We start from the raw sequence: 13,466 nt of genomic DNA on the forward strand, positions 1-13,466 counted from the left end.
GAATCGGGCCCACCTAAGCTTCCCGCTGCGGGCCGCTGGTCAACCGAGAGGGTGCGCCGGCGGTCACTCCGTACCGGCGTCGCCCAGCCAGCGGGTCGGCCCGTCGATGCGGTCGAGGTTCGCCGCGAGCGCGGCCCGAACTCCCTCGTCGACGCCCGGGTAGGTCCCGACGGTGACGGCGTCCTCGAAGGGGTGGGCTTCGAGCTGGCTGCGGGCCTCGAACAGGCGCCCGTACCCGGCCGAGCCCCACTCCACGTCGCTTGTAAAGACCATCTCGCGGAACGTCCGCCCGTAGTTGGCCTCGGCTTTCGCGGAGAGGGTGTCGAGTCGCTGTGCGATCGACGAGCCCGACCGCTCCAGTGCGAGCAGGAGGTCAGTGATTGCAGAGGGCGGCTCGGCCTCGAAATCCGGTGCGTAGGCGCCCCCGACCGGGTCCAGCCGCGGCGGTCCGTCACCGTCGCCCGTCACATCGTAGGCGACGAACCGTGGGAGGGTCCCACCGTAGAGGTGTGCGACCGAGGATGGACGGATACCGCCACCCAGCGGCGGGCGGGAGCCGACGTGGACGACGGCCGTGAGGGCGCTCATGGCTCTCACGAGGGGAGCCGACCTCGTAAACCCCCTGGCGCTCACTGCCGCGAGCGGCGGTCGACCGTCAGGCGCGCGTAATCGACGAAGTCGTGCCCTTCGCAGTAGGCTCGTACCTCGTTGTCGACCTCGCCGTCGGTCACGAGCAGGAGGTCGCCCTTCTTACAGAGCAGGGGAAGCAGCCCATCGAGGGTCGCCTTCGTCAGCGTGTCGACGCCTGTGACGAGTTCGATCTGCAGCCGGCTCTCGTCCTCGAAGACGACGATCGCGGTCAGCCTGTCGACGATAGCCAGGTACGCTATCGGCTGCGAGCAGAGCCGCTGGACGAGCGTGCAGTAGGCGGGGACGAGCGTATCGATGTCCACGTCGCTCGGGCGGCGTCCACGGAGTGCGGACAGGACCCGCGGTCCCGTCGTCTCCGAACCAGGGTCCGTGATCCGCAGGGGTAACTCGCCGGCGTCCGAATTCTCCATCGCCTCTTCGTTCGGGAACAGGTACATTAGTCGTTATTATCGCTTTCAGACAGTTTCGTCGTGAAATACCCGGTTGATTGGCCGTATTCGGCCATCAGCCGTCGCGTTCGCTCGTCTCCACACCTGCACAGGAAACGGTGGCTGGGCGGAGGTCACTCCCGGCCCGGCACGCCCTCAGTCAAGCAGTGCGCCGGGGTTCATCACGCCTGCTGGGTCGAAAGCCTCCTTCGCGGCCCGGAGCGCCTCGCGGTACTCGGCGGGTGTCTCCTTCTCGTACCAGTCGCGGTGAACGCGGCCGACCGCGTGGTGGTGGGTGATGGTCCCACCGTGTTCCTCGATGGCGTCCGACGCGGCCGCCTTGATCGGTCGCCACTGTTCGAGTTCCCGGCCGGGGTCGGCGGGCGCGAGCAAGGTGTAGTACGGCGCCGGACCGTCTTCGTAGACGTGCGTGAACCGACACGCCAGGAACCCGGTCCCGCACTGCTCGTCCATGGCGGCCGTGACGCGTTCCGTGACCGCCTCGTGGAGCGCCGGGAAGCCGTCCCACGTCACCGCCGTCTCGAACGTATCGACGATCACCCCCAGACTCACGAGCGTGTTGAACTGGTACGGGGCCTCGAAGAACGCCGATCGCCAGTCCCCCTCAGAGCCACCGCGGTCGTCACCGGCCCCGCCATCCTCTCCAGCATCGTCCGAATCTTCGAGATGCGGGCCTTCGTAGCTCGGCTCCGCGGGGAGGTCGCCGCCGTGATCCTCAGCGATAGCGATGGCCCGGGCGAGGCCGTCCTCGACGGGGTGGTCCGTCGATTCGAACCCGAGGACGAGGACGTGGCTGCCGTCCATCGCCACCTCGTTCAACATCGCTTCGTTGCGGTCCAGCAGGCGGCAGTTGGCGGGGTAGAGGCGCGCCTGTGCGATCTCTCGGGTCGCGTCGACAGCCGCCTCGAAGTCCCCGAAGTGGACGCTCGCTCGCGCCCGGTAGGGCGGTCGTGGCTGTACTTCCATCCAGGCCTCCGTGATGACGCCGAAGGCACCCTCCGATCCGAGGACGAGTTTGTCGGGGTCCGGACCGGCCCCGGACCCGGGCAGGCGTCGCGTCTCGACGGTGCCGGCCGGCGTCACCATGCGGACGTTCTCCACGAAGTCGTCGATTCGGGTGTACACTGTGGCGAAGTGGCCGCCCGCTCTGGTTGCGATCCAGCCTCCGAGCGTCGAGAACTCGTAAGACTGGGGGTAGTGGCGCAGTTGCAGGCCGTGTTCGGCGAGCTGGTCCCGAATCTCGGGGCCGGTCGCGCCCGCCTGAATCCGCGCGCTCCGGGAGTGCGGGTCGACTTCGAGAACTGCATCCAGCGCGCGCACGTCGAGGGAGACGACTCCCGCGTAGCCACTCCCGTCACCGTCCGGGTCACACTCCACGCCGCCGACGACGCTCGTGCCGCCACCGTAGGGCACGACGGCGACGCGTTCCTCCGTAGCCCAGTCGAGCAACGCCGCTATTTCCGCCTCGTCCGCGGGTTCCGCCACTGCGTCCGGGGCGGCGTCGAAATCGCCGTGGAACCCCCGAACGAGGTCGCGATACGCCTTTCCGTACGTGTGGCGGACCCGGTCTTCAGTCGCGGTCGAGACGAACCCCGAGAGCCTGTCCGGAACGCGCACCCGCGAATCGGGAATGGAGACGGCATCGATGGTCGGGGGATCGAGCAGCGGCCGTTCGGGAAAGCCGAGCATCCCCTCCAGGCGTGTTTTCAACTCGCGGCGCTCCTCGTCGTCCGGGAAGCGGTCGGCGTGCCCCCACCCCCAGAAACTCAGTTCACGGTCAGACATACCGTACCACAGCAGACGGACCGACTAAAGACGACTGGCTGTCAGTCGAGGGTCGATAAAAACCGGCTCCCGGGAAAGGTACGTGAGTCGGCTGGCCAGCCATGCACCGGGAGCGTCTCGCTTGGTCGCCGATGCCAATTCCCGAGCGGTCGCGTTGCGACGGTCGTTCCCGCCGGGAACCCCACGCACCGGGGCTCCGGATGGATGTTATTCTCTCACACACTAAGATGTTATGGTAGTTACTGTCACTGTAGGAAGGGCGGCTTCCCGTTCGAACCTTCTGAGTTCGAGGGTAGAATCCGATACGTCACAGTCGCACCCGCCGTGCCATAGAGGAGGCCGGTCGCGTGTGCGAAGACGTTCGTGACGGTCCCGTCGGCGACGATCCGGGCAGGGAAGAGAATCGCGACGAACAGCACGAGAAAGACGACGACGGTGGTGACCTGCCCCAGCGCGGGCCAGTATCGTGCCCACTGGCTGTCTGCGAGGTCGACTTCGCCGAGTAGCCCCCACAGGCAGAACCCCCAGCCGATGGCGGTGACCACACCGACCGTGAGCGTCAGGGACCCGGCGTATATGACGTACACTTCGAGCAGTAACAACAGCCAGACGGCCAGTCCGACGAACAGTGCCGTCCGTGCGCCGAAGGCGTCGCGGATACCGGCCAGCATGGCAACGAACACGAACCCGACGAACCCGGCTCCGACCCCCGAAAACCCCCTGGTGATGGGGTCGATGCCCGGGAACTGCCAGGCGAGAATCGCGTAGCTCGTCAGGCCGACGGCCACCGGCAACCCCAGCAGGAAACAGCCGAACGTGACCCGGAACCACTGCCTGCGACCCACCTGGACGGCGAGACCGTAGGCGAGCGCCGCGGCCGCGAGATACCCCGCGACGTTTCCAAGCAAGTGCCGACCGTCGACGTGGACGAACGCGCTGGTAAAGACCGTCACTGGATCGAGCGTCCCGTGGTCGAACGCCAGGCGCGCTCTGGTCGCGGGCGGCAGGCCGAGGTGGACGACCGCGAGCACGACCGCGACGCCACCGATCAGTAGCGCGTCCTGGATCAGTCGCCGGCGCGACGGTACGTCCGACCCCTCCATCGCCCATCTCTCGGAGTCCGTCACTAATGAAATCCACGTCCGATCCCGAGACACTCCCTCCGTTCAGTTACAGGTTTGTTACCTTGCACAGGGCTTCTTTTTCTGGAATGATATTCCGAAACCAGGCATCTCGTTCGATTCACATTTCGCCTAACCGCAATACGCGATGGGTGTAATGCGTCACTACACTCGATGTTAATGCGGTATTTACTCCCGCAATTTCAGCATCAGACAACGGCCTAACCTTTAAGCCAGGTCAACAGGTAAAGGAATTGTAACACCGTGAGCCGAAGACGACAAGGGCGCTGGGGAGAACGACTCGACGACTCCAGCTGGCGGTGCGACGTACGCTCGTTCGTTCGAGTGGGGCCCTTGCTCGGCGCGGTGTGGTGACAAAACCATGGAACTGAAACGACTGCTTCACGACGACGACGCGGTGAGTCCGGTCATCGGGGTCATCCTGATGGTCGCAATCACGGTCATCCTGGCGGCCGTTATCGCCTCCTTCGTGCTGGGCCTGGGCGGCAACCAGCAGGCGACGCCGACGGCTAGCTTTACATTCGACTTTACAGACCCCGATGCCTCAGGAGACGATCCATACCTCGCTGTTACCCATGATGGTGGCGATACGATCAAAACTAGCGAGCTTTACTTCCGAGGTAGCAACTTCGGCAACAACATCGGCCAAAGCGATGTGACTAACCACATTCAAAGCACTGGCGAGACGTGGAGCGATGGCGTTGACGATGGTGCGTCAGCATCTGCAGAGGTAGGTGACGAAAGCGCCGTCGCGGCTGGCGACTCAATCAATATCGGTGCTGCTTCGGATTACGAGATTCGCGTCGTTTGGCAGCCTGGACAGGGTGATTCCTCAGCCACGCTCGGTCAGGACACCGGTCCCGACGCATAAATAGCAAACAACTTTTTGTTTTTATTATCCGATCAGCGGCGGCTACGCGAATGAAACCGCCTTTTCATCCGACAGCGATGACTCTCTTGAGACATCATCCGGTGAGAATATGGACACGGGATGATTGAAATACAGTCGCTGATGCTCGCTCCCTGGTTCAAATCCTCCTCCCAAACGTCGCTGTCGCTCGCGGAGTAGCTCGCGACAGCAATAGTGGGGTCGGAGGGATTTGAACCCCCGATCGACTGATATCTCCGGTTGCGCCTCGGAACTCCAGAGGGTCATCAGCGCGACCGATGATCAGTCGGTCGCTCAGTATATCAGTCTGGAGTCTCGTCCCGGGCGCCAGCCTCTGGAGTCAGTCGCCATGCCGGGCTTGGCCACGACCCCTCGTGTGTTGGGTGGTCGCTTCCCCGTAAAGGGGTTTCGATTACTCCCGGTCCGTCTCGGCCCAGTCGCAGTCCTGGCACTTCCAGCCGGTAACGAACTCCGTCACCGAGGGCATGTATCCGACTTCGAGGACGTCGCCGCCACAGTCCGGACAGTCCCTGTCGGCGTCCTCGATTGCTTCTGCCTCCATCACGCTCTCGCCCTCGATCAGTTCGGCGAGTTTCCCCGGAGTCACCATGCGGCCCTGCACGACGCGGTTGTCGGCCATACATCACGTACCGTCCGACGGCTCCCTAAGCCTTCCCCTCGCGGCTCACAGCCAGGGGGCGCGATCCTCCTCTCTGGCCTCCTCGCCGGCCGGGCCGACGATCTCGAAGTCCTCACGGCCGCCGTCTGCGACCGAGGGGTCCACGTTCCCGGGGCCCTCCCGGCCGGCCGACCCGTCCTCGCGACCGCCTGGGAGCGAGGCCCCGTCCGGGTCGAACGCGAACAGGAACGACACGCCGAGGACGGCCAGCGCGAGGGGGGCGTCGCCGGGGACGAGCCCGAACAGGCTGAGTGGGAGCGTCCCGAGGGCGACGGCGCTGCCGAATCGGAAGCGGTCGATGTCGACGACCTCGCGGAGCCACGGCCCGAAGAGGGCCAGGTGGAGCGCGAAGGCAACGGCGACGCCCGCGGCGGCGGCCGCCCTGAGCATGAGGTCGGGGTTCAACTGGACGACCAGCGACGCGCCCGCGGGGTCGAGACTGGCGACGAGACCGAGCGCGATGATGATGGCCGGGCGGGGCAGAATCTCTCCGATCCGGGCGCTGGCGGTCCTGGCCGCGACGGCCAAGATGACGAGGCCGGCGAATCGCTCGAAGACGGCGAGGTCGATCAGTTCCGCGATGGTCGGGGCGAGCGCCGCCTCGACGACGGCGCCGACGACGAGAACGACCCCGACGAGCAGAACCGCGGTCGTCTGCTCGCGGACGCTTCCCTCCAACTCCGCGAGGATGACCGCGACGGTCGCGCTCCCGCTGAAGATCAGGAGTCCGATCTCGACGATGCCGAGCGGGTCCGAGAGCGCGCCCGCGAGGACGAGCGCCGGGAAGATACCGTCGAGCAGGGGGAGACACATCACGGTCCCCAGCAGTCGCGTCGCACCGCCGACGCGTCGCTCGACGGAGAGTGCGACCGGGTGTCTGGAGCTACTCATCTACGGACGATGGCCGTCTCCCGCGGCCAGTGGGTGGTGTCCGCCCCGAGACACGCGTACAGCGGTCGACAGCGGCCCAAAGCGACCGAACCGGGCCGCGTCGTCGACCGTGGGCGGGGTCCCCGCCAGTTTGGTGTGTGCGCCATTGAATGTGAAGCGGCCGCTCTCGAACGGGGCCTGCTTCGCGACGCACACACGCTGTTGGCTGGCGGGTTCCATACGACAACGTTGCGCCGTTTCGAGCATAAACGTTGTGTGGTAATTGGGCACATAGCTCCCAAAACGTCCACTGGTACGTGTGAAAGATGGACACTATCGCCCCAATCGGCCATCCGTGAACACGTTTGGACACTACCGTACGGAACCGTGTACGGATGGTCGATTCCGCGTTCATCCCCGTGCCCGCGTCGGATTGCTCGGCTCCTGTGGGTCGACGCGGCATGGCCTTCCCTGTCGAACTGCTGTCGTCTCGCAACGCTTTTGGCGCCCGGCCTGCCACGGTTTACATGGCGAACGACAACGAGTTCTTCTCGGAGAAACTGCGAGTGCCGGAGGCGCTGACGTTCGACGACGTACTGCTCCGTCCGAAGGAGAGTCACGTCGAACCGGACGACGCCGACACACGAACGCGGGTCTCGAAGAACGTCCAGCTGACAGTGCCAGTCCTCTCGGCGGCGATGGACACCGTCACCGAGAGCGACATGGGCATCGCGATGGCTCGACAGGGTGGGCTGGGGGTTCTCCACCGGAACATGGACGTCGACGCGATGGTCTCGGAAATCGAGCGCATCAAGCGTGCCGACGAACTCATCATCCGCGACGTCGTGACGGCATCGCCCGACCAGACCGTCCGCGAAGTCGACGAAATGATGAGTCAGAAAGACGTCTCCGGTGCCCCTGTGGTCAACGAAGACGAGGCAGTCATCGGCATCATCTCCGCGACGGACATCCGCCCCCACCTTGAGGTCGGGGAGAGCGACCAGGTCCGCGAGGCCATGACCGACGAGGTCATCACCGCGCCCGAGGACGTGACCCCGCGGGAGGCGCTCGAACTCATGTACGAACACAAGATCGAGCGCGTTCCCATCGTCGACGACGCCGACCGTCTCATCGGCCTCGTCACGATGCAGGGCATCCTCCAGCGCCGCGAGTACGACGACGCCGCCCGCGACGAGAACGGCGCGCTCCGCGCCGGCGCCGCCGTTGGCCCCTTCGAGACCGACCGCGCCGTCGCCGCCGACGAGGCCGGTGCTGATGTCGTATTTATCGATTGCGCGCACGCGCACAACCGCAACGTCATCGACTCCGCCCGCGAGATCGAGGCAGCGGTCGACGCCGACGTGGTCGTCGGGAACATCGGCACCCGCGAGGCCGCCGAGGCCATCGCCGACTTCGCCGACGGCATGAAAGTCGGCATCGGCCCCGGTTCGATCTGTACAACCCGCGTCGTGACCGGTGCCGGGATGCCACAGATCACAGCCGTCGCACAGGTCGCTGACGTGGCCCGCGAACACGACATCCCCGTCATCGCCGACGGCGGTATCCGCTACTCCGGTGACGCCATCAAGGCCATCGCGGCAGGCGCCGACGCCGTCATGCTCGGCTCCTACTTCGCCGGCACCGACGAGGCACCGGGTCGCGTCATCACCATGCAGGGCAAGAAGTACAAACAGTACCGCGGCATGGGGTCGGTCGGCGCCATGAAGTCGGGCGGTGGCGACCGCTACCTCAAGGACGTCGACGAGGACGATGGCGACGAGTTCGTCCCGGAAGGCGTCGAGGCCGCCACACCCTATCAGGGCCCCGTCGAGGACGAACTCCACCAGCTCGTCGGCGGCATGAAAAGCGGTATGGGCTACGTCGGCGCCGAGACCATCCCCGACTTCAAGGAGCGCGCTGAGTTCGTCCGCGTCTCCTCGGCCGGACAGCAGGAGAGCCACCCACACGACGTGGTCATCACCGACGAGGCACCGAACTACAGCCCCGGTGAGTGATCACGGAAACGGGCTGCTCCGAACTCACAACCGTTTCCCGACCGATTCACACGCTGGACTGCAGTACGCGTTCGCCGCAGCGTTACCGCTCGGGTGCGCTTTGAATCCCTCACCACAGTTGCCACACGTGTAGCTCTCGAAGTCCGACATCGCGTCGAACTGCAGCCGGAACCGAAAAATAGCTTCTGGATACTCCCGAAGGCATTTATCCGAACCGGTATATATACCACCAGTGAGCAGGCCCCGAGCCCTCTCGCACAGACTCGCCACTATCGTCCCCGGCGAGAGTGCAGTTATCACACTCGGGCTCGGACTGACGGCGATCTCCCTCTGGAACTTCTGGATGGAGGTGAACACTCTCTCGAGTTTCCTCGGCCCCTTCTTCGCGGGAATCGCGAACGTGGGACTCTCGCTGGTACTCGTCGGCGTGGGCGTCTGGCTCGCCCGATCACCGCTCCCGGACCATCGGCGCTGGACCATCGCGGGCTGGTGTCTCCTCGGCGCGCTGGTCGCCGTCTCCGCCGAGGCCTTTACCGTCGCTGTCCGGGTATTCGAGGGGCGAACCGTGACCGAACCGCAGTTTTCCGTGATCGTGATGAGTAACCTCGGCGGCATCTTCGGCGCGCTGGTTGGGAACTACGCCGAGACGGCACGCGAGGAGGGCGCCCGGGCGACACAGAGCAAAGACGCGATGGCCTTCACGAACGGCTTACTCCGCCACGACGTGCTCAACGGCCTCCAGATCATGCGGGGCCACGCGGAACTCCTCGAGGAACACGACGACGACCGGGTCGCCGAATCCGGCGTCGCACTCGTCGGGCAGGTGGCCTCGCTCGAAGCCCTCATCAACGAAGTCAGGGCCGTCTCCGACGTGCTCTTGGACGAGGCGGAGTCGGAGCCAATGGACCTCGTCCCCCTGATCGACGACGCGGTCTCGAACGCTCAGGACTCGTTCCCGGCGGCGACCTTCGAGACGGATCTCCCGGAGACGCTGGTCGCCGACGGCACGCTCGCGCTCAAGCCTGTGTTCACGAACCTGCTGAACAACGCCATCCAGCACACCGGGTCGGACGTGACCGTCCGCATCGCCGGCCACGACGCGGACGACACCGTCCGGGTCGTCGTCGAGGACGACGGGCCCGGCGTCCCGCCGGAAGAGCGGGAGCGCATCTTCGAGCGCGGCGTGACGACCGACGGCGGCGACGGTGGGCTCGGCCTCCACATCGTCGCGACGATTCTGGAGCGGTCCGACGGGTCGATTCGCGTCACGGAGGGGGACCTCGACGGTGCGCGGTTCGAAGTCACGCTACCGGCCGCAAACGGCGAACCGACGAACGAGAAGACGGGGCCGTTCGGTTGACTACTGCCCGAGATAGACGCTCTGGATGTACTCGTCGCCCTCCAGGTCGTCCGGCGAGCCCTGCCGGGCGAACCGGCCGTTCTCCATGAGGTAGACCTCTTCGGCCAGATCCATCGCGAACGTGACGTTTTGCTCACAGAGGACGACCGTCACGCCGTCGTTGTTGATCTGCTGGAGCGCCTCCGCGATGTCGTCACAGACGACCGGCGACAGCCCGAGCGTCGGCTCGTCCAGCACCAGCATCCGGGGGTTGCTCATCAGCGCCCGCCCGATGGCGAGCTGTTGCTGTTCCCCGCCCGAGAGCGTGCGGGCGAGCTGGTCGTGTCGCTTCTCCAGCACCGGGAACAGGTCGTAGACGAACGACCGCCGGTCCTCGACGTTCCCCTTTCGCTGGTAGGTCCCCAGCGCGAGGTTGTTCTCGACGGTCATGTTCCCGAACAGGTTCCGGGTCTCCGTACAGTAGATCAGCCCGTCGTTGACCATCGTTCGCGCCCCACGGGTCACATAGCGGTCGGCCAGCGTCCCGATTCGGTCGCCGAACGTCGCCTCGTCCCGGCGCATGATGTCGGTCGCCGAGGCAGTCATCCGGTCGCGGACCTCCTTGCCGCGGTAGGTGATCGAGCCCTCGTAGTCGAGAAAGCCCGAGATGGCGTCGCCGAGCGTCGACTTCCCGGCGCCGTTCGGACCGATGATGGCGATGAAATCGCCCTGGTCGACGCCGAAGGAGATGCCGCGGAGTGCCGAAATTCGACCGTACGAGACGTTCAGGTCCTCGACTGTGAGAATCTGGTCGCTGCTGCTCATTCCGTCCCACCTCCGAGGTAGGCGCGTTTGACCATCGGATCGCTCCTGATCTCCTCCGGCGTGCCCTCCGCGAGCAGTTCGCCGAAGCGGATGACGATGCCGCGGTCGATGAGCGGGAACAGCCCCCGCATGTTGTGGTCGACGACGACCAGCGTCACGCCCGCGTCGCTTCGCAGGCGTTTCAGCAGGTCCGAGATGGCGTCGACCTCCGGCTCCGACAGCCCGGCGAAGGGCTCGTCGAGCAGGAGCATCTCGGGGTTCGTCGCCAGCGCCCGGGCCAGCTCCAGCCGGAGCATCCCGGCGTGTGGCAGTTCGTCGGGCGACATTCGCAGCCTGTCGTCCAGCCCGACCAGCTCACAGATCCCTTCCGCCTTCTGGATCGTGTCCCCGCGCAGGCCCGCCAGCGAGAACAGTTTGTCCGGCACCATCGACAGCGCGACGTTCTGGACGACCGTGCGGTCGTCGAGCGGCCGGAACGACTGGTAGGTCCGGGCCATGCCGCGCTTGACCATCTCGTGAGGCTTCTCGGTGGTCACGTTCTCGCCCTTGTACCAGACCGCCCCCTCGTTGGGCGGGTAGACGCCGGTGATACAGTTGAACGTCGTCGACTTCCCGGCCCCGTTCGGGCCGATGAACCCGAGGATTTCCCCTTCCTGCACCGCGAAGGAGAGTTCGTCGACGGCCGTGATGCCGCCGAAGTTCTTGACGAGGTTCGAGACGACGAGCATCCCGTCCTCGGGGCCGAGTTCGTCGCTCCACTCGGGCGGTGCCTCGGCGTCAGCGCTCATCGTCGTCACCTCCGAGGACACCGGCCCATTTGTCACGCACCTGTCCGAGCGGCGAAACGCGGGTGCCGCCGTCGGCTGCCACGTCCTCGCCGCCGCTGCCGCCGCCGCCGCGCCCGACCGCGCTGAGCACGTACCGGCCAACGATCATCCCGCCACGAAGCAGGCCGCCGGGCAGGACGTAGATCAGCACGAGCGTGACCACCGCGAACAACACCAGTTCGAGTTCGGCGATGGTCGCGTTGAGCAGCGGGAGCTGGACGGCCATCTCACCGAGCACCCCGCTGAAGACCGCGAAGAACAGGCCGCCGATGGCCGCGCCGACGATAGTTCCCATACCGCCGAGGATCGCGGCGATGATGATCTCGATACTCACGAACAGATCGAGCAGCGCCGCAGGCGTTGCCTCGCCCACGGTGTGGACGAACGCCGCGCCGGCCAGTCCGCCGACAGCCGCGCTCAGCACGAAGGCGAAGACCTTGAACTTCGCGGGGTTGAGGCCGGCGGAACTCACCGCGTCTTCGCTCTCCCGGATCGCGGTGAACACGCGCCCCGCGTCGGAGCGTGTGACCGCGAGCAACACCGCGAGGATGAAGACGAACAGCCCGAAGGACACGTAGTAGGTGAGGATGGGAGCCCCCGTCCCGAGGTTGAGCAGTCGGTCCGGTGGTGGGCTCACGAGCCCCTGGGTGCCGCCGAAGACGCCGCTGTACACGTTGAAGATCTGTGCGAGGATCAGCGGGACGATCAGCGTCACGAGCGAGAGATACGGTCCCCGGAGTCTGAGTGCCGGGATGCCGATGATCGCGCCGAACACCGCGGCCGCCACGACGCCGACGGGGATCGTCAGTAACGGATCGAGCCCCATCTCGAGGTTCAGAAGCGCCGACGTGTAGCCGCCGACGGCGAAGAACATCGCGTGCCCGAAACTGATCTCGCCGGTGTACCCCGAGACGACGTCCCAGCTCATCACGAACATCGCGAAGAAGTACGCGCCCGCCAGCTGGAGTGCCTGCAGGGGCGTCAGCAGGGCCGGCAAGGCCGCGAGACCGATCAGCCCGATGATCCCGAGTTTGTGGCGGAGCGGCTTGTTGATCGGGTTCAGCCAGTCCGCGAGCGTGTTCGATTCGACACTGATCTGCTCTAAGACTTCGTTGTCCGAGCTCATGTGGTCTCGACCTCCTGTCCGAACAGCCCCTCGGGGCGGAGCAGGAGGACCGCCACGAGCACCAGCAGTGGCATCAGCCCCTGCAGCTCTGCGTTGACGAGGTTGACTGTCAGCACCTCTATCGTCCCGATGATGTAGGCGCCGATGACGCTACCACGGATCGAGCCGAGGCCACCGATCACGACGATGGCGAACGAGAGCACCAGCGGCGTCCGGCCCATGTCCCAGGCTGCGCCACCGAACTGCTGGGCCAGGAACAGCCCGGCCAGTCCGGCCAGCGCGCCGGCCAGCACCCACATGAGGAGGTTGATCCGGCCACTGTCGATCCCGACCAGGAACGCACCTTTCCGGTCCATCGAGGTCGCGATGATCGCTCGTCCCGTGTCGGTCTTGTTGACGTAGAGGAACAGCGCGATCAGGATGAGCCACGAGATGGCGAACATCACGAGCGACGTGATTTGGATGGTCGCGCCCGCGAGGTCCACCGTCCCCGGAACGAGCACCGGGAGCGTATAGGAGGTCGCGTCCTGGGTCGTGACCAGGATCGCCTCGACGGCGACCGAGGTCACGAGCGTCAGTATCATCACGATGATCGGTTCGTCCTGGAACTGCCTGATGACACCCAGATACAGGATGCCACCGAACACGGCCGGAACGATGGCCGCGGCCGCGAACGCGCCGACGATCCCGAGTCCGTAGGATGTCATCGCGAAGTACGCGGCGAACGCCCCGATGGTTATACTCGCCCCGTGGGCCAGGTTCAACACGCCGCCGACGCCGAAAATGAGTGTGAACCCAACGGCCACGAGCGCGTACAGTGCACTGATTATGATCGCCTGTACCGCAATCGTGAGTACATCAACCATAGC

At 65.6% G+C, this 13,466-nt stretch carries 13 protein-coding genes and 1 tRNA gene; 3 read left to right on the forward strand and 11 right to left on the reverse strand.

The annotated features are described in order from the left end of the window. Positions 1–63: 63 nt before the first annotated feature. The 4 genes from MUG96_RS10330 to MUG96_RS10345 form a co-directional block, all read right to left on the reverse strand. A complete protein-coding gene (locus MUG96_RS10330; protein ID WP_246982340.1) occupies positions 64–588 on the reverse strand; it encodes a hypothetical protein in 525 nt (174 codons plus the stop codon). Between the two features lie 41 nt (positions 589–629). Beyond that, positions 630–1,061, reverse strand: a complete 432-nt coding sequence (locus MUG96_RS10335; RefSeq protein WP_246982342.1) for a hypothetical protein — start codon at positions 1,059–1,061, stop codon at positions 630–632. A gap of 174 nt (positions 1,062–1,235) precedes the next feature. Further along, entirely contained in the window at positions 1,236–2,885 is a 1,650-nt protein-coding gene (locus MUG96_RS10340) for an FAD-binding oxidoreductase (protein ID WP_246982344.1), read from the reverse strand. A gap of 245 nt (positions 2,886–3,130) precedes the next feature. Beyond that, positions 3,131–4,012, reverse strand: coding sequence for a hypothetical protein (locus tag MUG96_RS10345; RefSeq protein WP_246982346.1), 882 nt, complete (start codon positions 4,010–4,012; stop codon positions 3,131–3,133). A 376-nt stretch (positions 4,013–4,388) separates the two neighbouring features. Between MUG96_RS10345 and MUG96_RS10350 the strand changes: the two genes are divergently transcribed. Next, positions 4,389–4,898, forward strand: coding sequence for a type IV pilin domain-containing protein (locus MUG96_RS10350; RefSeq protein WP_246982348.1), 510 nt, complete (start codon positions 4,389–4,391; stop codon positions 4,896–4,898). A 214-nt stretch (positions 4,899–5,112) separates the two neighbouring features. On the opposite strand, the gene MUG96_RS10355 is transcribed toward MUG96_RS10350, so the two are convergent. The 3 genes from MUG96_RS10355 to MUG96_RS10365 form a co-directional block, all read right to left on the reverse strand. Next, positions 5,113–5,288: transfer RNA gene (locus tag MUG96_RS10355), tRNA-Trp, on the reverse strand. 40 nt (positions 5,289–5,328) lie between these two features. Further along, complete coding sequence (locus MUG96_RS10360) at positions 5,329–5,556, reverse strand: DUF5795 family protein (protein WP_246982350.1); 228 nt, start codon at positions 5,554–5,556, stop codon at positions 5,329–5,331. A 45-nt stretch (positions 5,557–5,601) separates the two neighbouring features. Continuing rightward, on the reverse strand, positions 5,602–6,486 hold the full coding sequence (locus MUG96_RS10365) for a DUF5794 domain-containing protein (protein ID WP_246982352.1): 885 nt from the start codon (positions 6,484–6,486) through the stop codon (positions 5,602–5,604). Positions 6,487–6,992: 506 nt separating this feature from the next. Here MUG96_RS10365 and guaB point away from each other — a divergent pair. Both guaB and MUG96_RS10375 read left to right on the forward strand, forming a co-directional pair. Further along, a complete protein-coding gene (gene guaB / locus MUG96_RS10370) occupies positions 6,993–8,480 on the forward strand; it encodes an IMP dehydrogenase (protein ID WP_246982354.1) in 1,488 nt (495 codons plus the stop codon). 232 nt (positions 8,481–8,712) lie between these two features. Further along, entirely contained in the window at positions 8,713–9,840 is a 1,128-nt protein-coding gene (locus MUG96_RS10375; protein ID WP_246982355.1) for an ATP-binding protein, read from the forward strand. Here the strand turns inward: MUG96_RS10375 and MUG96_RS10380 are convergent, their stop codons facing one another. The 4 genes from MUG96_RS10380 to MUG96_RS10395 are packed head-to-tail and all read right to left on the reverse strand — an operon-like array spanning position 9,841 to position 13,463. Continuing rightward, a complete protein-coding gene (locus MUG96_RS10380) occupies positions 9,841–10,644 on the reverse strand; it encodes an ABC transporter ATP-binding protein (protein ID WP_246982357.1) in 804 nt (267 codons plus the stop codon). Further along, a complete protein-coding gene (locus tag MUG96_RS10385) occupies positions 10,641–11,432 on the reverse strand; it encodes an ABC transporter ATP-binding protein (RefSeq protein ID WP_246982365.1) in 792 nt (263 codons plus the stop codon). Before MUG96_RS10385 ends, MUG96_RS10380 begins: the two co-directional genes overlap by 4 nt. Continuing rightward, positions 11,422–12,597: a branched-chain amino acid ABC transporter permease gene (locus MUG96_RS10390; RefSeq protein ID WP_246982367.1), complete on the reverse strand. Its 1,176-nt coding sequence runs from the start codon at positions 12,595–12,597 to the stop codon at positions 11,422–11,424. Before MUG96_RS10390 ends, MUG96_RS10385 begins: the two co-directional genes overlap by 11 nt. After that, entirely contained in the window at positions 12,594–13,463 is an 870-nt protein-coding gene (locus MUG96_RS10395; protein WP_246982373.1) for a branched-chain amino acid ABC transporter permease, read from the reverse strand. The genes MUG96_RS10390 and MUG96_RS10395 overlap by 4 nt, the downstream gene beginning before the upstream one ends. Between the last annotated feature and the right edge of the window lie 3 nt (positions 13,464–13,466).

The organism is Halorientalis marina (assembly GCF_023028345.1).
Classification (GTDB): domain Archaea; phylum Halobacteriota; class Halobacteria; order Halobacteriales; family Haloarculaceae; genus Halorientalis; species Halorientalis marina.